Source organism: Bradyrhizobium sp. RDM12 (assembly GCF_051917485.1).
Classification (GTDB): domain Bacteria; phylum Pseudomonadota; class Alphaproteobacteria; order Rhizobiales; family Xanthobacteraceae; genus Bradyrhizobium.
This window is the reverse complement of record NZ_CM133064.1, coordinates 7,212,985-7,232,554: the sequence shown is the minus strand read 5'-3', so window position 1 is coordinate 7,232,554 and position 19,570 is coordinate 7,212,985. Positions and strand designations below refer to the sequence as shown.

The window sequence follows — 19,570 nt, the reverse complement described above, 5'->3', positions numbered from 1 at the left end:
CGTCAGCGCCCGCACAGCACGCCGTCGTCATAGGCGGCAGGAGGATGGTCGTCGAGGCGTCGGCATATTGGTTGACGGAGCACAGCCCCGCATTTGCGGCGCAATTGGCGGCGAACGTCCAGGGAGGCGTGTTGGTCTTGGTGATGGAGATCTTCCCCCCGGTCGAGGTGATGACCGCGGTATCGCCAGGCTGGGTGAGCTGGATGCACTGGAAGTTCAACGTGCAGACGCTGGCCGCGCCCTCCTGAAGCACGACGACCGAGCGGCCGCGCTGCGACAGGATGTCGAGCGTGGTGCCGCGAACGCCGATGGTCGCGAGCGGAGTCGTGATCTTGTAGGCGGTCTTCTCCGAATGTCCGGTGACGAAGCGAAAGGCGCCGGTGGCCATGCGGATCGCGACGTCGCGATAGCTGTGCTCGTCGTTGAAGACGGTGCGGTCGAGCTTCAGCGTGGCGCCCGGTCCGAGCGACAGATTGGTGCTGTCGGCCATGACGAAGCGGGCCGCGCTGTCGGTGCCGGTGCGCACAGTCTCGTCGCGCATCATGCTGTCGCCGACGCTGATCGGCGAGGTGGTCGCGGCGACGCGCACCACTTCGTTCTGAACCAGGACGGCTTCACCGACGCGCGTTTGGGCCTGCGCGCAAGCGACGGTGCACAGTGTGGCTGACAGCAGCGCAGGGAAAAACAGAAAACGAAAATTCATGTTGTACCCGATCGAAGTCCCTGATCGCGCCCGCCCATGTTGTGGTAGAATTGTTCACAAGCCGCGCGAGACGAGCGTTAGCTTAGTGACAGTTGCGGCAGAATGCGTTCAATGGATCGGCTGAGTTATTTTTTGTTCGCGGTGACGCAGATTTGCCACGCAAAATAGCCCCACAGCAGTCGCTTGAAGCACACGCGGTTCCGAACTTGTCGCGAAGCGCAGTGATCGCTGTCGCGATCTTCCTAGCCGCGCATTTCGCGCTGCTGATCGGGCTGGTGACGCCGGATAAATTCGTGTTCGACGAGGTGCATTATGTGCCGGCTGCACGGCAGATGTTGGGCTTCGGAACGTCAGAGCCGATGCTCAATCCGATGCATCCGCCGCTGGCGAAGGAGCTGATCGCGGGTTCGATCGCGGCATTCGGCGACAATGCGCTGGGCTGGCGCTATCCGGCAACGCTGTTCGGTGCGCTCGCGATCGTCGCGATCTATCTCTGCGGTCTCGCGCTGTTCGGATCGCAAGGGCCCGCGGTCGCAGCGGCGCTGATCGCGGCGTTCAACCAGATGCTCTATGTGCAGGCGCGCATCGCGATGCTCGACATCTTCGCACTCGGCTTCGGTCTGCTCGCCATCGCCGCCTTCATGCACGGCTTTCGACGGGAGCGGCCGCAATCGCTGTTCGCACTCGCGGGTGCATTGTTCGGTCTCGCCGCCGCCTGCAAGTGGAGCGGCCTGTTTCCGCTTGGCGTCTGCATCATCATTGTTGCGGTGATCCGCCTGATGCAGGGCTGGCACACATTGTTTGCCGACGCCAAGCCAAGCGACTGGTATCGTCCCGATCTATGGCCAGGGCTCCGGGCACATCACGCTGCGCTCTGCTTCGCGCTGTTGCCGGCCGTGACTTATCTCGCTGCTTTTGTTCCGCTCTACGGGATGTCGTTGCCCGATCTGATCGAAGCACAGCGCCGCATCTTTGCCGATAACACCACCACCGCGATCGCCGGCCACACTTATATGAGCTCGTGGCCGTCCTGGCCGTTGCTGGCGCGGCCCGTCTGGTTCCTGTTCGACAAGACTTCGGACGACAACGTCGCGGCGGTCGTTTTCCTCGGCAATCCGCTGGTCGCTTGGCCGGCGCTGCTTGCGCTCGCGCTGGTGGTGCGCGATTTCATGGTCACGCGTCGCTGGGATGCGTTCCTGATCGCGGCGTTCTATTTCGGCCTCTGGCTCGCCTGGGCGCTGCTGCCGCGCACGCTTGGCTTCATCTATTATTATCTACCGGCTGCAACCGCAGCCTCGCTCGCGCTGGTCTATGTCCTGCGCAGAGGCGGCCTGCCGCACTGGCTGTTGTGGGCCTACGTCGGAATCGCCGCGATCGGCTTTGCGGTGATGCTGCCGATATCAGCCGCCTTCATCGGTACATCGATGCAGACGTTCAACCGGCTGATGCTGTTCCAGAGCTGGATCTGACCGCAGAAAACCGCCTGCCGTTTTTGCGGTAGGCGGTTTGTCGGTTGCTTGCAACTGCTTCTCGGAATCACTTCGATGCGGTCTTGGTCTCCATGTTCACAACCTGAACGCGACGATTGATCGAGTCGGCGCCGTTGGCGGTGTCCTTCAGCCTGGTCTTGCCATAGCCGACGGTGACGAGATCGCTGCCGTTGAGGCCGTAGTTCTGCACCAGATACTTCTTGATGGTGTCGGCGCGGCGCTCCGAGAGGCCCTGATTGTACTCTTCGGTGCCGATCGCGTCGGTATGGCCGGCGACGACGAAGGTCGAGCCCTTCAGCGACGGATCGGACAGCGCCTTGCCGAGCGCCTGCACCGACGGCACCGAGGTCCTGGCGATGTCGGCCGAGTTGTAGTCGAACTGGATCTCCAGATCGATGTTCGGCTTGGTCGATGCGAGCTCAGCGATCTGATCGCGCTCGCCCATCGAGAGCGAACGGGTCTGCCGGTTGCGCACCGTGTTGAGGAAGTTTGCTTCCTTGGCTTGCGCCGTCGGATCGGCCTGAGAACCGGCGGAGAGGCCGCGTGTGATCGGCTTGGGCTTCAACGCATCCAGGATCTGGTTGGTGGAGACGTTGGTGTCACCGGCGAAAGCCAGGCCTGCCGTCAACGACAGCGCGGCCGTGAGCGTGATCGCCTTCAGTCCAAAAAACTTATTGAAATGGGTCATTGTCGTATCCTCGCTGCGAGGCCTGTTGGCGATTTGATGCTGCGAGCATAGGGAAGGTTCAAGGGCGCGGATGTGATCCTCGTCACGTTGGTGGGCAAGGACCTCCAGCCCATTTCGGCGCAGGCCGGATCCGGGTCGCTTTTGCTTTGGAAAGCTGCCCGCTCGTCGCAAAGCCGTCGCCCCATGGCCTGCTCCCGAACAAGAAATCGGCCAGATGCGCGCCTAGCAGACACCCTTGATCAGACATCGCAAGCGAGAGAACCGAGTTCCATCCCGTGCCGAGGCCAAGTGACTATCAATTCTATCGCAGCGGCCCGCCGGATCGGACTGTGTCTCTGAACGCCATGCCGATCTATATCGGCGCGGCGATGATTGCCGTGGCGATCCTGCTCTCGACGCTGATCACGGGGTGACCTCCCGCTATGTTGGCCTCGAAGCTCCGACCGACGAGAACATGTGGCTGGTCGATCGCCTCACCGGCAGCGTCTATCGCTGCCAGGCCGAGGGCCGCGGCAGGGCCTCCTGCGAGCCTGATATCGCCACCGGCAGCCTCGGTGACCGGCCCAGGGCGCCGAAGGACGGCCGCTGAGGCCGGTTCGCTTTGCATCGCAGCAGGAAAATTGTCTTCTCCGCGAAACGTTCTCGCCAGAGACCTTGCTCACCGCCGCGGCCTTTGTCGCGTTCGCAGATGGCAGCGCGGCTTTTTCCTCGACGGTCTGCTTCTTTCTCCTGGCGCGAATCTCGTTACATTGCCTCTCGCAATGTCCCGCGCGCCAAAATCCCTCCCGCTCCCAACGACACAGGCCCGGCAGATCTGGCTGCGGGCCCAGCGGCTCGACACGCGCGTGCCGTTCGGGGAGGGCGCCCAGGCCGTGGCTGATGCGGTCTCTCATCTCGGTTATGTGCAGATCGATACCATCAACGTGATCGAGCGCTGCCATCACCACATTCTGTTCAGCCGCATCCCGTCCTACAGCCGCGCCGATCTGCGGCATGCCCAGAGCATGGACAAAAGCGTGTTTGAATACTGGACCCATGCGCTGTCCTATGTGCCGTCGAACGATTTTCGCTTCTTCCTGCCGGCGATGCGGGAGCACAAGCGCGAGGGGCACAGATGGTATGCCTCGGTCACGCCGGCCGATACGCGCAAGGTGATGCGGCTGCTGCGCGCCGGCCCGCTGACGATCCGCGACATCGAGGACGACGTGCTCACCGAGAAGGAGCACCTCTGGCAGAGCCGCAAACCGTCCAAGCGGGCCTTGCAGCTCGCGTTCTACACGGGCGTTGCGACCGTCAGTGAGCGCCAGGGCATGCTCAAGACCTATGACCTGATGACGCGGCATTTCGGCTGGGACAAGCTGCCGAAGCCGGCCTCGGCGAAGGAGATCACGGCCCATCTGCTCGACCGCGCGTTGCGGTCGCAAGGCGTCGTCAGCCTGGATTCGATCTGCCATCTCGATGCGCCGAGCAAGAAGGCGGTGGCAAGCCTGATCGCCGCGCGCGTCCGCCGCGGCGAGCTCATGCCTGTCGCGGTCGAGGGCGCCGGCAAGCAGGAGCATTGGGCGCAGCCGTCCGCGCTGGAGCCGCATGACGTGTCGCCGGATCTCGTCCACATCCTGTCGCCGTTCGATCCGCTGATCATCCAGCGCAAGCGCACCAATCTTATCTTCGGCTACAACCATCTGTTCGAGGCCTATGTGCCGAAAGCGAAGCGCAAGCTTGGCTATTTCGCGCTGCCGGTGCTGGTCGGCGACGAAATCGTCGCCGCGCTCGATCTCAAGACCGATCGGCAGGCGAAGAAGCTGCTGATGCAGAAATGGACCTGGGTCGGTGCGGGCAGGAAGACGGCCGGGCGCAAGGAGCTGAAGCAGAAGATCGAGGAGGAGCTCGATCGCTTTGAGCGGTTTCAACTGGCGGAGTGAAGGCGTGCGCCAAACCGTCGGTCTCGCGGGGTGGGCAAAGCGAAGCGTGCCCACATCGACGTTACGTGAAGGACATGGTGGGCACGGCGCTAAGGCGCCTTTGCCCACCCTACCAGACCGCGATTCGCAGCGAGCCGGTCGATCCAAACGCCGAATGCGATCCCGACCGCATATGCCACCAAATTCCCGGCGAGAAGATCCGCCCCCAACAGCAACGCGCCGGCGGCGGTGAGCCGGAACGCATCGAGCCACGGCATATGCACCAGCCGCAAAAACTCGACCACGATCGCAATCGCCATCGCGATGGCCGCAAGCTGGCTCCGTGTCAGCCGCGGCAGCGATCTCCATCGCGGCGCAATGGTGTTGATCGGCTGCGCTCGGTGCATGGCTTCCATTGACTCTTTGCCCGCGATGCTGAAAACGGCGTTCTAGCCCATAAAAGCAACAACCCCGGGGGAAGCCATGAGCCAGACCACGAGCTACGCCGGTTCCGCCGGCGCCACCAGGAGCGAAATCGAGACTTCGACCATCCGCGCCATTTCCTGGCGCCTGATCCCGTTCCTGGTGCTGGCCTATTTCTTCTCCTATCTCGATCGCGTCAATCTCGGCTTCGCCGCGCTGACCATGAACGCCGAGTTGAAGTTCACGCCGCTGATCTTCTCCTGGGGCGCCGGCATCTTCTTCATCGGCTATTTCATCTTCGAGGTGCCGAGCAATCTGGCGCTGGAGAAGTTCGGGGCCAGCCGCTGGATTGTCCGCATCATGGTGACCTGGGGCATCATCTCGGCGCTGATGGCGCTGGTGAACGGCGTGACCAGCTTCTACGTCCTGCGCTTCCTGCTCGGCGTTGCGGAAGCCGGCTTCTTCCCCGGCATCATCCTCTATCTCACCTATTGGTACCCGGCCGAATATCGCGGCCGCTTCCTCGCGGCCTTCGCGATCGCCGTGCCGGTCTCGACCGTGATCGGCGCGCCGATCTCCGGCCTGCTGCTCGGGCTCGACGGCGCGATGGGTCTGAAGGGCTGGCAGTGGCTGTTTATTCTCGAGGGCATCCCCTCGATGCTGCTCGGCATCGTCACCTGGTTCTATCTCACCGACAGGCCGGAGAAGGCGGACTGGCTCTCGGCCGAGCAGAAGGCCTGGCTGAAGGCGCGGCTCGATTCCGAGATCGCGGTCAAGCAGGCGGCCAAGCATATGACGCTCGGTGAAGCGCTGTCGTCGCCGAAGGTGATCACGCTGAGCTTTATCTATTTCGGCTTCGTTGGCGCGCTCTATGGCATGCAGTTCTGGCTGCCGCAGATCGTCAAGGCGTTCGGCCTCACCAACGCCCAGACCGGCTTCGTCACCGCGATCCCGTACCTGTTCGGGACGGTCGCGATGATCCTGTGGGCACGACATTCGGACGCCACGCGCGAGCGCGTGATGCATGTCGGTGCGCCCATGATCCTGATCGCGGTCGCGCTCGCCATCTCCAGCTACATCAGCGATCCCACCATGACGATGGTGGCGCTGACCTTCGCCGCCGTCGGCGTGTTCTGCGTCTTCGGCGTGTTCTGGACCTTGCCGACCTCATGGCTGTCGGGCACTGCGGCCGCGGGCGCTATCGCTCTGATCAACTCGATCGGCAATCTTGCGGGCTTCGGCGGCCCGTATCTGATCGGCTGGGTCAAGGAAGCCACCGGCCAGACCTCGACCGGCCTGCTGGTGCTCGCGGTGCTGCCGCTGCTCGCCGGCATTTTGGTCTTCGTCGGCGGCCACGAGACCAAGCACGAGTTCGCCGAACAGGGGCGGTGAATCTACGTCGCCCTGGCGAAAGCAGGGCCCATGCCCTGCGGCTCCTCTTGGGGCACGCGGGGAGACGTATTCTTCTAGCAACCGAATTCAGGGGAACGAGCCCTGGCTTTTGCCAAGGCGACGGGAAGGGTTATCACCCCGATCACATATTCCTGATGACTGACGATTATTGACTTTCATCAGTGATTAGTCGACATTCCTCTCATCAGAGATGCAGGAGTGTCCTCCGATGTTCGTTCGGTCCGTTTTGTCCAGCTATTCCAAGCTCTTGGCGGGTGTGTCGCTGGTCCTGATGGCCGCCGCGCTGGCCGGATGCAACGATACCGTGGCGCAAAAGGCCGAGCCGCCGCGGCCCGTCCTGGTCGCAACCGCCCATTATGATGCCGAGACCCCGGAGCGCAGCTTCGTCGGCACCATCAAGCCCCGGATCGAGAGCGACCTCGGCTTCCGCGTCGCCGGCAAAGTCGCAAAACGCCTGGTGGAAGTCGGCCAGACCGTCGAGATCGGCCAGCCGCTCGCCACTCTCGATGAGGTCGACCTGAAGCTCCAGGCCGAGCAAGCCGTCGCCGAGCAGACCGCTGCCACCGGCGTGCTGGCCCAGGCTGCCGCCGCCGAGCAGCGCGCCAAGGATCTGAAGGCTAAGGGCTGGACCACGGATGCGGCGATGGATTCGAGCCGCGCCGCCGCTGATGAGGCCCGCGCGCGTCTGGACCGCGCCGTCCGCTCGGTCGAGTTGACCAAGAATTCCCTTTCCTACGCGACGCTCAACGCCGACGCCCATGGCGTCGTCACCGCAACGCTGATCGAGCCCGGCCAGGTGGTTGCCGCAGGCCAGACCTCGATCCGTGTCGCCCGCTTTGCCGAAAAGGAGGCGGTCGTCGCGATTCCTGAGACGCTGGTCGGACGTGCCAAGTCGGGCGCCGCCAGCGTCACTCTTTGGTCGGAGCCGGACAAGAGGTACACGGCCAAGCTGCGCGAGATCGCGCCCACCGCGGATTCCGCGACGCGCACCTATCTCGCAAAATTCTCGCTGCCTGAGGCCGACGACAAGGTTTCGCTCGGCATGACCGCGACGCTGACGCTGTCGGACGCCGCCACCGAGCGCGTCGCGCGGCTGCCGCTGTCCGCGCTCTTCAACGAGGGCGGCAAGCCGTCCTTCTTCGTCGTCGACGACAACGGCGCGGTCACGCTGAAGCCTGTCGCGGTGAAGTCCTACGACAGCAACGACGTCATCATCACCAACGGTGTCGACGAGGGCGCCAAGATCGTCACGCTCGGCGTGCAGAAGCTCGATCCCGGCCAGAAGGTGCGGGTCGTGTCGTCACTGTCTTTCTAGAGTTTGCGAGTTACGTCGTGTGAGGTGAGTTTCGCCCTGTGCCCCTACGCAAAGGCTGAAGCGACGAAGCGATCCAGAACCTGCCCAGCCCCCTGGATTGCTTCGCTGCCTCGCGACGACGCCTTGAACAGAGCGGCTGTCGTTTTTGGCAATTGGATCGTTTTTTCCGGAGAGTGCGATGAAGCGCTTCAACCTTTCGGCCTGGGCCGTCAGCCATCCGACCCTGGTCCTGTTCTTGATGCTGGTGCTCGGCGTCGCGGGCTTCTTCTCCTATCAGAAGCTCGGCCGCGCCGAGGATCCGTTCTTCACGGTGAAGGTGGTCAACGTCTCCGTGATGTGGCCGGGCGCGACCGCACAGGAGATGCAGGCGCAGGTCGCCGACCCCATCGAGAAGAAGATCCAGGAGCTGCCTTATTTCGAGAAGGTGCAGACCTATTCCAAGCCCGGCTTCACCGCGCTTCAGGTCACCTTCCGCGACTCCACGCCGCCGAAGGACGTGCCCTATCTCTTCTATCTGCTGCGCAAGAAGCTGGTCGACGTGCAGGGCCAGCTGCCCTCGGGCATCCTGGGCCCCGTCGTGAATGACGAGTTCTCTGACGTCGATTCCATCCTCTACATGATGACCGGCGACGGCGCCGATTATGCCAAGCTCAAGAAGATCTCCGAAGGATTCCGCCAGCGCCTCCTGAAGGTGCCGGGCGTGACCAAGGTCGACGTCTACGGCAACCAGGACGAGCGCATCTTTGTCGAATTCTCGCATGCGAAGCTCGCGACGCTCGGCATCACGCCGCAGGCGTTGTTCGACTCGCTCGCCAAGCAGAACAACGTGACGCCAGCCGGCACGGTCGAAACCTCGTCGCAGCGCGTGCCGCTGCGCGTCACCGGCGCGCTCGACGGCGCCAAGGCCGTGGCCGAGACCTCGGTCGAGAGCGACGGCCGCGTCTTCCGCTTGGGCGATATCGCCACCGTCACCCACGGCTATGTCGATCCGCCGAGCTTCATCGTGCGCCAGGAAGGCAAGCCGGCGATCGGCATCGGCGTCGTCACCGCCAAGGGCGCCAACATCCTCGAGCTCGGCAAGGAGGTCGAGAAGGCAACCGACGAATTCATGAAGGCCGTGCCGCAGGGTGTCGACGTCAAGCTCATCGCCGATCAGCCCAAGGTGGTCGAGCACGCCGTCAGCGAATTCGTGCACTCCTTCATGGAGGCGCTGGTGATCGTGCTGTTCGTGTCGTTTCTCGCGCTCGGCTGGCGCACCGGCGTCGTGGTCGCGCTGTCGGTGCCGCTGGTGCTCGGCATCGTCTTCATCGTCATGAACACGATGTCGCTCGACCTGCATCGCATCACGCTCGGTGCGCTGATCATCGCGCTCGGCCTGCTCGTCGACGACGCCATTATCGCGGTCGAGATGATGGTGGTGAAGATGGAGCAGGGCTGGGACCGCATGCGCGCAGCATCCTTTGCCTGGGAATCCACTGCGTTTCCGATGCTCACGGGAACGCTGGTCACGGCCGCTGGCTTCCTCCCGATCGGCTTTGCCAATTCCGCGGTCGGCGAATATGCCGGCAGCATCTTCTGGATCGTGGCGATCGCGCTGGTCGCATCGTGGTTCGTGGCGGTGATCTTCACGCCCTATATCGGCGTCATGCTGCTGCCCAACATCAAGGTGCATCACAATCACGATCCGCACGCGGTCTACGAGACCCGCATGTACCGCGGCCTGCGTGCCATCGTGCAATGGTGCGTCAATCACCGCATCACCGTGGTGGTCGCGACCGTCGGTGTCTTCATCGCGTCTATCGTCGGATTCGGCCACGTCCAGCAGCAGTTCTTCCCGCTGTCGGAGCGGCCTGAACTGTTCCTGCAGCTTCGCCTGCCCGAGGGCACCGCCTTCAACGTCACCGAGAAGGCGGTCAAGAAGGCCGAGACGCTGCTCAAGGACGACAAGGATATCGAGACCTATACGTCCTATGTCGGCCAGGGCTCGCCGCGCTTCTGGCTCGGTCTCAACCCGCAGCTGCCGAACGAGGCCTTTGCCGAGATCGTCATCGTCGCCAAGGGCGTCGAGGCGCGCGAGCGGGTCAAGGACAAGATCGAGGGTGCGGTCGCCGACGGCATGCTGACGGAAGCGCGCGTGCGCGTCGACCGCTTCAACTTCGGTCCGCCGGTCGGTTTCCCCGTCCAGTTCCGCGTAATCGGTCCCGACGCCAACAAGGTGCGCGAGATCGCCTACCAGGTCCGCGACGTCATGCGCGAGAACAAGAACGTCAAGGACGTCCAGCTCGACTGGAACGAGCAGTCGCCTTATCTCAAGCTCGTGGTCGACCAGGATCGCGCCCGCGCCATGGGCCTGACCCCGCAGGACGTCTCGCAGGCGCTGTCCATGCTGATCTCCGGCGCGCAGGTGACGACCGTGCGTGACGGCATTGAGAAGGTCGGCGTGGTTGCGCGAGCGATCCCGTCCGAGCGTCTCGACCTCGGCCGTGTCGGCGATCTCACCATCACCTCGCGCAATGGCGTCGCCGTACCGCTGCAGCAGATCGCCAAGATCGAATATGCTCACGAGGAGCCGATCCTGTGGCGGCGCAACCGCGACATGGCGATCACCGTGCGCTCCGACGTCGTTGACGGCGTGCAGGCGCCCGACGTCACCGGGCAGATCGCGCCGAAACTGGAAGCCATCAAGGACCAGCTCGAGCCGGCCTACCGGATCGAGCCGGGCGGGGCGTTCGAGGAGTCCGCCAAGGGCAATGCCTCGATCTTCATCCTCTTCCCGCTGATGGTCATGGTGATGCTGACGCTGTTGATGATCCAGCTGCAGAGCTTCTCGCGCCTGATCCTGGTGTTTTTGACCGCACCACTCGGCATCGTCGGCGCCTCGTTGGGGCTCAACGTCGCCAACGCGCCGTTCGGCTTCGTGGCGCTGCTCGGCCTGATCGCGCTTGCCGGCATGATCATGCGCAACGCGGTGATCCTGGTCGACCAGATCGAGACCGATGTCTCGCACGGGCTGACCCGGCGGGAGGCGATCGTGGAAGCAACCGTCCGCCGCGCCCGCCCGGTGGTGCTGACGGCGCTCGCCGCCATCCTCGCCATGATCCCGCTGTCGCGCTCGGCCTTCTGGGGCCCGATGGCGATTACGATCATGGGCGGCCTGTTCGTCGCGACCTTCCTGACGCTGCTGTATCTGCCGGGCCTCTACGCCCTGTGGTTCCGCAAGAGCCTCGACGAGGCAGGTACCCCCGAGCAGCCTGCCGCGCCGCAGCATGGGAGCGATGACCAAGACGCAATTCCGCTTGCTGAAGCGGCTGAATAAATGAGAAGACTACTGACGGACGAGTCCTGACACATGACACTGGTTGCGGAACATATCGAAGGCGACACCCGGGATCGTATTCTCGAGGTGGCTGAGCGTTTGTTCCGCGTCATCGGCTACCAGAAGACCACGGTCGGGGACATTGCCAAAGAGCTCCGGATGAGCCCTGCCAACGTCTATCGCTTCTTCGAATCGAAGAAGGCGATTCACCAGGCGGTGGCGCGGAGCTTGATGGGTGAGGTCGAGTTGGAGGCGCAGCGGATCGTGGCGAGGCCCGGTCCGGTGCCCGAACGCTTCCGCGAACTGCTCACCACCATCAACCGCATGAACACCGAGCGCTATGTCGGGGATTCCAAGCTGCATGAGATGGTCGAGATCGCCATGCAGGAGGACTGGGACGTCTGCGTCACCCATATGGAGTGCATTGCCAGGGTCATCGGCCAGATGATCGCCCAGGGCGCCGCCACCGGTGAGTTCGACGCGCCTGACCTGCAACTGGCCTCGCTGTGTGCCTGCACCGCCATGATGCGGTTCTTCCACCCCCAGATGATAGCCCAGTGCGCCACCAAGCCGGGCCCGAGCATCGATCAGATGATCGATTTCGTCATCGCGGGTCTGTCGCCGCGCCACTGACGGGCCCTGGAATCTCTCCTATAAGTAGATCTGCGGCCCTCGCGAGACGATGACGGGCAAGGACGGATCAATAATCTCCGTCGTTGCGAGCGCAGCGAAGCGATCCAGTCTGCGTCCTGCGAAGGGATTCCGGATTGCTTCGCTGCGCTCGCAACGACGATCAGGAGAAGCAGCGCGTGACCGACAAAGACCTGTACTTCTACGAGCCCGCCAAGGGCCACGGCCTCAAGCATGATCCCTTCAACGCCATCATCGCGCCCCGGCCGATCGGCTGGATCTCCTCGCGCGACAGCAAGGGCCACGTCAATCTGGCGCCCTACAGCTTTTCAACGCCTTCTGCTACGTGCCGCCGATCATCGGCTTCTCCTCCACCAACTGGAAGGACTCGGTCGAGAACATCCAGCAGACCGGCGAGTTCGTCTGGAATCTCGCGACGATGGATCTCGCGAAGCACATGAACGCGACGGCCGCGCATGTTGCGCCTGAGGTCGACGAGTTCGAGATCGCCGGTCTCGCCGCCGAGCCGGGCAAGCTCGTCAACGTGCCGCGCGTGGCTGAGAGCCCGGTCGCCTTCGAGTGCAAGGTGTCCGACATCGTCCGCCTCAAGGGTGCCGACGGCAAGGAGGCCGACGCCTGGCTGACGCTGGGCGAGGTCGTCGCCGTCCACATCGACAAGGCCATGATCAAGGACGGCGTCTACCAGACCGCCGCCGCCCGCCCCATTGTGCGCGCCGGCCGCCGCGGCGACTATTTCGAGATCAAGCCGGAAAACATGTTCGAGATGGTCCGGCCGGATTGATCTAACCCCGCTCTCTCCACACGTCATTCCGGGGCGCGCCGTCAGGCGCGAGCCCGAATCCATGCGCCCGCGGATACATGGATTTGCGGGTTCACGCGTCGCGTGCCCCGGAATGACGGTGAGGGGCGGACGAAGCCTGCGACCCCGGAACCGCCCCGACACCCCCGCCGTTATGGTCCCCGGGGCGGCCGCCCGGCCGCGTCAATTCGCATCATTTTGCAGGCGAAGTGTTCACTTCCGCCGGCCACTTTCCGCTAAAATGCCGATACCCACGCCGACGCAAGAGGTCCGCCATGAGCTTCCGCCGCGACACGCTGACAAAGCCGATCTTCTCCTGGGCGCGCGGCGTGCTGCCGGCGATGTCCGACACCGAGCGCGAAGCGCTGGAGGCCGGTGACGTCTGGTGGGACGCCGATCTCTTCACCGGCAATCCCGACTGGTCCAAGCTGCTGAGGATTCCGCAGGCAACGCTGACGAACGAGGAGCGGGCTTTCCTCAACGGTCCGGTCGACGAACTCTGCGCCATGCTCGACGAGTGGAAGATCTTTGGGAATGGCGTGACCTGCCTCAGGAGGCGTGGGCCTTCATCAAGCGCGAGAAATTCTTCGGCATGATCATCCCGAAGGAGTTTGGTGGCCTCGGCTTCTCGCCCTATGCCCACTCGGAAGTGGTTCGCAAGATTTCGACCCGCTCGATCGCCGCCGCCGTCACCGTGATGGTGCCGAACTCGCTCGGCCCTGGCGAGTTGCTGATGCGCTTCGGCACTAAAGAGCAGCAGGAGCGCTGGCTGCCGCGCTTGGCCGACGGCCGCGACATTCCCTGCTTCGGTCTCACCAGCCCGGAGGCTGGATCCGATGCCGCCTCGATGGTCGACACCGGCATCATCTGCAAGGGCAACTTCGAGGGCTGCGAGGTCACGGGCCTCAGGCTGAACTGGCACAAGCGCTACATCACGCTTGGTCCCGTCGCGACGCTGCTGGGTCTCGCCTTCAAGGCCTACGATCCCGACCATCTCGTCGGCGATCAGGAAGAACTCGGCATCACCGTCGCGCTGATCCCGACCAATCTGCCTGGCGTCGAGATCGGCCATCGCCATCTGCCATCGATGCAGGTGTTCCAGAATGGCCCGAACCGGGGCCGCGACGTCTTCATCCCGCTCGAGTATGTCATCGGCGGCCAGGAGCGGCTGGGGCAGGGCTGGAAGATGCTGATGACGGCACTCGCCGCCGGCCGCGGCATCTCGCTGCCGTCGCTCTCCGCTGCGGGCGCGGCCTACGCGGCGCGCACCACCGGCGCCTATGCCCGCATCCGCGAGCAGTTTGGCATCTCCATTTCGAAGTTTGAAGGCGTCGAGGAGCCGCTGGCGCGCATCGTCGCCACCGCCTATCAGCTCGATGCGGCGCGGCGGCTGACCTGCGCCGCGCTCAACGCCGGCGTTCATCCCGCCGTGATCTCCGGCATCATGAAGCTGCATGCGACCGAGCGGATGCGCACCGCAGTCGACGACGCCATGGACATCCACGGCGGCAAGGCCGTGATCGACGGTCCGCAAAACTATCTCGGCAATCTCCACCGCGCCGTGCCCGTGGGCATCACGGTCGAGGGCGCCAACATCCTCACCCGCAATCTCATCGTGTTCGGGCAGGGCGCAATCCGCGCCCATCCCTATCTGCTCGACGAGATGAATGCGCTCGCCGACCCCGATCGCGAACGCGGTCTCGGCGCCTTCGACAAGGCGTTCTGGAAGCATGTCGGGCATAGCTTTCAGACGCTGTTCCGCGCCTTCGGCCGAAGCTGGACCTTTGGCGCCTTTGCGCTTGCGCCTGATGCAGGCGACGCCACGCCGTTCTATCGCCAGCTTTCGCGCTACTCCGCGGCGTTCGCGCTCTGCGCCGATATGGCGCTGCTGACGCTCGGCGGCGCGCTCAAGCGCAAGGAGATGCTGTCGGCGCGCTTCGGCGATATCCTCTCCGAGCTGTACCTGCTCTCGGCCGCGCTCAAGCGCTGGCAGGACGAGGGCCGGCAGAAGGAAGACTTTGCCGCGCTGGAATGGTGCATGGCGACGGGCTTCCGGACGATCGAGAACCGGTTCGCCGAGATCCTCGCCAACCTGCCGAACCGCTTCGTTGCGGTGATTCTCAAGCTCATCGTCCAGCCCTTCGGTGCCCGCGTGCTCGGCCCGTCCGACCGCGTCGTGCACCAATGCGCGAGCCTCGTGCTGGAGCCGTCGGCCGCGCGGGAGCGTCTCACGCCGGATCTCGCCCATGTCGACGACGACAGCGGCTTTGCTCGGCTGGAGCGCGCGTTCAAGCTGGTCACGAGCAGCGATGCCATCGCCAAGCGCATGCGCGCTGCGCATATCCGCGACGCCAAGGACGCCGTCGCCAGGGGCGTGATCACGCAGGCCGAAGGCGAGCAGCTCGCGGCTGCTCATGAAGCCGTCACAAAAGTCATCGAGGTCGACGATTTTGCGCCGGAGGCGCTGTCGCCGATTTACAAGAAAACCGGTGACGTGCATCAGTTCTTCCAGGAACTCGGTGAACAGAGGGCGGCGAGCTGATGGCACGACCGGTATTCATCGTCGACGGCAGCCGGACGCCGTTTCTGAAGGCGCGCTCGGGGCCGGGCCCGTTCACGCCGGTCGATCTTGCCGTGCAATGCGGTCGGCCGCTGCTGGCACGCCAGCCGTTCTCGCCAACCGACTTCGATCAGGTCATCCTCGGCTGCGTCAACGTGATCGCCGACGAGATGAACCCGGCCCGCGTCGCAGCGCTCCGGCTCGGCATGGGTGAGGACATGGTCGCCTTCACTGTGCAGATCAATTGCGGCTCCGGCATGCAGTCGATCGACACCGCCTACCGCTACATCCGCGAAGGCCATGCCGACATGATCCTGGCCGGCGGCACCGAGGCGCTCAGTCACGCGCCGCTGGTCTGGCCGAATTCCGGTGTGCGCTGGTTCGCCGGTCTTGCCAGTGCCAAGGGCGTGGCCGCGAAGCTCGCCGCAGCGTTCAAGCTGCGTCCACGCTATCTCAAGCCGATCATCGGGCTGGAACGTGGGCTGACCGATCCCATCACCGACCTGAACATGGGGCAGACCGCCGAAGTCGTCGGCCATCTCTTCGGCATCACCCGCGCCCAGTCGGATGCCTATGCGGCCGAGAGCCATCGACGCCTTGCGCACGCACAGGCCGAGGGCTTTCTGAAGGGCGAGGTCGAGACCGCCTTCTCCCGCGACGGAAAATTCTTCGATCATGATGACGGCGTGCGACCGGACTCCACGACCGAGACGCTGGCAAAACTCAGGCCGGTATTCGAACGTCCCTGGGGACAGGTCACGGCCGGCAATTCCTCGCAGATCACCGACGGCGCCTCCTGGGTGATCCTCGCCTCCGATGCGGCCGTCGCAAAGCACGGACTGAGGCCGAAGGCTGCGATCGTCGACAGCAACTGGGCTGCGCTGGATCCTGCTGTCATGGGTCTTGGTCCGGTGATGTCGGCCACGCCGCTGCTCCAGCGCAACAACCTCACACTCCAGGACGTCGAGACCTGGGAGCTGAACGAAGCCTTTGCAACGCAGGTGCTCGGCTGCCTCGCCGCCTGGAACGACGACACCTTCTGCCGCGAGATTCTTGGCCTCGACGGTGCCGCCGGCGAGATCGACCGTGAAAAACTCAACGTCGATGGCGGCGCGATTTCGCTCGGTCATCCCGTCGGCACCTCCGGCAACCGTATCGTGCTGCATCTCGTCAACGCGATGAAGCGGCTGGGCACGCGACGTGGTGTGGCCACTGAGTGCATCGGCGGCGGACTCGGCGGCGCCATGCTGATCGAGGCGATGTGACCATGGATTCCAAGATCATGACCGCGCTCGGCGACCGCGTGCTCTCGCTCGGGCCTCAGCCCGCGGTTGCCAGTCCGTACAACAACTTCAAGCTGACGCGCGATGCCGACGGCGTCGCCTGGCTGCTGTTCGATCGCGCCGACGCCAGCGCCAACACGCTATCGGCCGACGTGATGGAGGAGTTCGATGCCGTGCTCGCGGCGATCGAGACCGAACGGCCCGCGGGCCTCGTGATCCGCTCCGCAAAACGGTCCGGCTTCATCGCGGGCGCTGACGTCAACGAATTCCGTGGCGCTACCGATCCCGCGATGGTGGAAACCCGCATCCGCGCCGCGCATGCGGTGGTCGATCATCTGGAAGCGCTCAAGCTGCCGACGGTCGCGGTCATCCACGGCTTCTGCCTCGGCGGTGGGCTCGAGGTCGCGCTGGCCTGCCAATCGCGAATCGCCATCGAAGGCGCGCGCTTCGGCTTCCCGGAGGTGATGCTCGGCCTGCATCCCGGTCTCGGCGGCACCGCGCGCTTCACCGCGCTGGTCAATCCGACCCAGTCGATGGCGCTGATGCTGACCGGCCGCACCATCGATGCACGTCGCGCCAAATCGCTCGGCCTCGTCGACACCGTGACGCAGGAGCGCCACGTCCGCAATGCCGTCAAGGACGTGCTGTTCGGCCGCCTGAAGCGAGCCAGGCCTGGCCTGCTCACCCGCGCGGCCAATATCGGTCCCGTGCGCGGGCTGCTCGCCAGGCGCATGCGTTCGAGGCGGCAAAGGCCGCGCCCCGCGAGCACTATCCAGCGCCCTATGCGCTGATTGATCTCTGGGAAACCCATGGCGGCAGCAAGTCCGCGATGCTGAAGGCCGAGCAAGCGTCCTTCGCCAAACTGATGGTGACGCCGACCGCGCAGAATCTGATCCGCGTCTTCTTCCTGCGCGAGCAGATGAAGAAGGCCACCGGCTCCGGCAACGCGGTCAAGCACGTCCACGTCATCGGCGCCGGCGCCATGGGCGGCGATATCGCGGCCTGGTGTGCAGGGCAGGGGCTCCGCGTCTCGCTCGCCGACATGAAAGCCGAGCCGATTGCGGCTGCGGTCAAGCGCGCTGCCGATCTCTACGGCAAGATCATCCGCAAGCCGACCGAGGTGCGCGATGCCCTCGATCGCCTGATCCCCGATATGGATGGGGAGGGCGTTCGCAATGCCGATCTCATCATCGAGGCGGTGCCGGAAAAGCTCGAGCTCAAGCAGAAGGTCTATGCCGGCCTCGAGCCGAAGATGAAGCCGGGCGCGATTCTCGCCACCAACACGTCGAGCATTCCGCTTCAAGACCTCCGCACGACGCTGGCCCGGCCGGAGCGGCTCGTCGGCCTGCACTTCTTCAATCCGGTGTCGCGGCTGCAGCTCGTCGAAGTCGTCAGCCATGACGGCAATGACGCGCAAGTGCTGAAGGAAGCGCTCGCCTTCGTCGGCACGATCGACCGCCTGCCGCTCTCGGTGAAGAGCTCGCCGGGCTTCCTCGTCAACCGCGCGCTGACGCCCTACATGCTGGAAGCCATGGTGATGCTGGACGAGAAGATCGACCAGCGCCTGATCGATGCTGCCGCAGAACAGTTCGGCATGCCGATGGGGCCGATCGAGCTGGCCGACCAGGTCGGCCTCGACATCTGTCTCGATGTCGGCGACATGCTGCGCACCAGGTTCGGCGATCTCCTGCCGCCGACGCCGGCCTGGCTGCGCGACAAGGTCGCCAAGGGTGAGTTCGGCCGCAAGACCGGCAAGGGCTTTTATACCTGGAAGGACGGCAAGGCAGAGAAGACGCCATTGCCCGAGACCGGTCCGCGCGTGACCGACCAGATGATCGACCGCTTGGTGCTGCCAATGTCGAACGTCTGCGTTGCGTGCCTGCGTGAAGGCATCGTCGACGATGCCGATGCGGTCGACGGCGCCATGATCTTCGGCACCGGCTACGCGCCGTTCCGCGGCGGGCCACTGAACTATGCGCGTGCACGCGGCGTGGAGAATGTCGTATCCACCATGCGCGCGCTGGCCGAACGATTCGGCGAACGCTTCGCACCCGATCCTGGCTGGGACAATTTCAAGTGAGCAGATGTCACGCGAGAGAAGCATGAGCGAACAGGGGACTACCGAGCCGAGCGGCGATCTCTGCATCCGCACGCTGGCGATGCCCGCCGACACCAATGCCAATGGCGACATCTTCGGTGGCTGGCTGCTCAGCCAGATGGATGTCGGCGGTGGCGTGTTTGCGTCGAAGCTCGCGAAGTCGCGCACCGTGACGGTCGCGATCGAGGCCATGAATTTTCGAAAAGCTGTCTATGTCGGCGATCTCGTCTCGGTCTACGCCAACCTCGTGCGCGTCGGCCGCACCTCGCTCACCGTCCATCTCGAAGCCTGGGCGCTCCGGCGGCGCGAGCTGCAGCCGATCCTCGTCACCGACGGCAATTTCACCTATGTTTCGATCGACGATAACGGTCATCCGCAAGCGATCCAGCGAGACGCGTCGTCGATCGCGACATAATTTCGCGCGGCGCCTTGTCCCATCACAAAACTTGCAGCACCGTGAAACGTGGCGCAGGCGGGCGAGCGTGCCGCGGCTTTGCCAACAACCAGTCATAAAACGGATGAGGTCCCGGCGTACTCAAGAGCGCGTCGATCTGGGTGGAAACGGCCGATTTGCCCTTGGAACCTTTGGACAAAATCGTCGTTATTTGCCCGCACTGAGGAATCCACGGGCCATGCCGGACAGCTACATCATCGAAGTTAATTCTCAGACCGCGGGCATCGTCGTTCGCGGCGCCGGAGGCTACTGCTTCTTCGCCTCGTCCCACCAGTTCAATCGCCTCGAAGGCCAGCTCTTCCGCAACGCGCGCGAAGCCGAGCGCGCTGCGCGCAAGTTGGTCAACGGCGATGTGAAGGAAGCGGCGTAGCCTCGTCATTCCGGGTCGGGCAAAGCGCGAGCCCGGAATCCATTTCGCCTGAGCACAAGTCGATCGATGGATTCCGGCCCGCGCCCTTCGGCGCGTCCCGGAATGA

At 64.2% G+C, this 19,570-nt stretch carries 11 protein-coding genes and 5 pseudogenes; 13 read left to right on the top strand and 3 right to left on the bottom strand.

Going from position 1 to position 19,570, the window contains the following annotated elements; genetic code table 11:
- Nucleotides 1-2 precede the first annotated feature (2 nt).
- Nucleotides 3-703: pseudogene (locus ACTGJ9_RS35290) on the bottom strand (FecR family protein).
- A 164-nt stretch (nt 704-867) separates the two neighbouring features.
- Between ACTGJ9_RS35290 and ACTGJ9_RS35285 the strand changes: the two are divergent.
- On the top strand, nt 868-2,172 hold the full coding sequence (locus ACTGJ9_RS35285) for a phospholipid carrier-dependent glycosyltransferase (RefSeq protein WP_456678725.1): 1,305 nt from the start codon (nt 868-870) through the stop codon (nt 2,170-2,172).
- A 67-nt stretch (nt 2,173-2,239) separates the two neighbouring features.
- Here the strand turns inward: ACTGJ9_RS35285 and ACTGJ9_RS35280 are convergent, their stop codons facing one another.
- Nucleotides 2,240-2,881, bottom strand: a complete 642-nt coding sequence (locus tag ACTGJ9_RS35280) for an OmpA family protein (RefSeq protein ID WP_456674800.1) — start codon at nt 2,879-2,881, stop codon at nt 2,240-2,242.
- Nucleotides 2,882-3,225: 344 nt separating this feature from the next.
- Between ACTGJ9_RS35280 and ACTGJ9_RS35275 the strand changes: the two are divergent.
- Nucleotides 3,226-3,470 (top strand): annotated as a pseudogene (locus ACTGJ9_RS35275) (hypothetical protein).
- Between the two features lie 172 nt (nt 3,471-3,642).
- Nucleotides 3,643-4,803 (top strand): winged helix-turn-helix domain-containing protein, encoded by a 1,161-nt coding sequence (locus ACTGJ9_RS35270; protein WP_456674799.1) that lies wholly within the window; start codon nt 3,643-3,645, stop codon nt 4,801-4,803.
- Between the two features lie 89 nt (nt 4,804-4,892).
- On the opposite strand, the gene ACTGJ9_RS35265 is transcribed toward ACTGJ9_RS35270, so the two are convergent.
- On the bottom strand, nt 4,893-5,189 hold the full coding sequence (locus tag ACTGJ9_RS35265; RefSeq protein WP_456674798.1) for a DUF2809 domain-containing protein: 297 nt from the start codon (nt 5,187-5,189) through the stop codon (nt 4,893-4,895).
- Nucleotides 5,190-5,265: 76 nt separating this feature from the next.
- On the opposite strand from ACTGJ9_RS35265, the gene ACTGJ9_RS35260 reads away from it, so the two are divergent.
- The 10 genes and pseudogenes from ACTGJ9_RS35260 to ACTGJ9_RS35215 all read left to right on the top strand — a co-directional run bounded on the left by ACTGJ9_RS35260 (nt 5,266) and on the right by ACTGJ9_RS35215 (nt 19,464).
- On the top strand, nt 5,266-6,597 hold the full coding sequence (locus ACTGJ9_RS35260; protein ID WP_456674797.1) for an MFS transporter: 1,332 nt from the start codon (nt 5,266-5,268) through the stop codon (nt 6,595-6,597).
- A gap of 229 nt (nt 6,598-6,826) precedes the next feature.
- Nucleotides 6,827-7,933 (top strand): efflux RND transporter periplasmic adaptor subunit, encoded by a 1,107-nt coding sequence (locus tag ACTGJ9_RS35255; protein WP_456674796.1) that lies wholly within the window; start codon nt 6,827-6,829, stop codon nt 7,931-7,933.
- A gap of 178 nt (nt 7,934-8,111) precedes the next feature.
- Nucleotides 8,112-11,249 (top strand): efflux RND transporter permease subunit, encoded by a 3,138-nt coding sequence (locus ACTGJ9_RS35250; protein WP_456674795.1) that lies wholly within the window; start codon nt 8,112-8,114, stop codon nt 11,247-11,249.
- Between the two features lie 33 nt (nt 11,250-11,282).
- Complete coding sequence (locus ACTGJ9_RS35245) at nt 11,283-11,882, top strand: TetR/AcrR family transcriptional regulator (RefSeq protein ID WP_456674794.1); 600 nt, start codon at nt 11,283-11,285, stop codon at nt 11,880-11,882.
- A gap of 176 nt (nt 11,883-12,058) precedes the next feature.
- Nucleotides 12,059-12,681, top strand: a pseudogene (locus ACTGJ9_RS35240) (flavin reductase family protein).
- A gap of 293 nt (nt 12,682-12,974) precedes the next feature.
- A pseudogene (locus ACTGJ9_RS35235) lies at nt 12,975-15,241 on the top strand (acyl-CoA dehydrogenase).
- Nucleotides 15,241-16,524 (top strand): acetyl-CoA C-acetyltransferase, encoded by a 1,284-nt coding sequence (locus tag ACTGJ9_RS35230; RefSeq protein WP_456674793.1) that lies wholly within the window; start codon nt 15,241-15,243, stop codon nt 16,522-16,524. The pseudogene ACTGJ9_RS35235 and the gene ACTGJ9_RS35230 overlap by 1 nt, the downstream one beginning before the upstream one ends.
- Before the next feature lie 2 nt (nt 16,525-16,526).
- Nucleotides 16,527-18,622: pseudogene (locus ACTGJ9_RS35225) on the top strand (3-hydroxyacyl-CoA dehydrogenase NAD-binding domain-containing protein).
- Between the two features lie 22 nt (nt 18,623-18,644).
- On the top strand, nt 18,645-19,055 hold the full coding sequence (locus ACTGJ9_RS35220; protein WP_456674792.1) for an acyl-CoA thioesterase: 411 nt from the start codon (nt 18,645-18,647) through the stop codon (nt 19,053-19,055).
- Between the two features lie 217 nt (nt 19,056-19,272).
- A complete protein-coding gene (locus ACTGJ9_RS35215) occupies nt 19,273-19,464 on the top strand; it encodes a hypothetical protein (RefSeq protein ID WP_456674791.1) in 192 nt (63 codons plus the stop codon).
- The last annotated feature ends 106 nt before the right edge of the window (nt 19,465-19,570 follow it).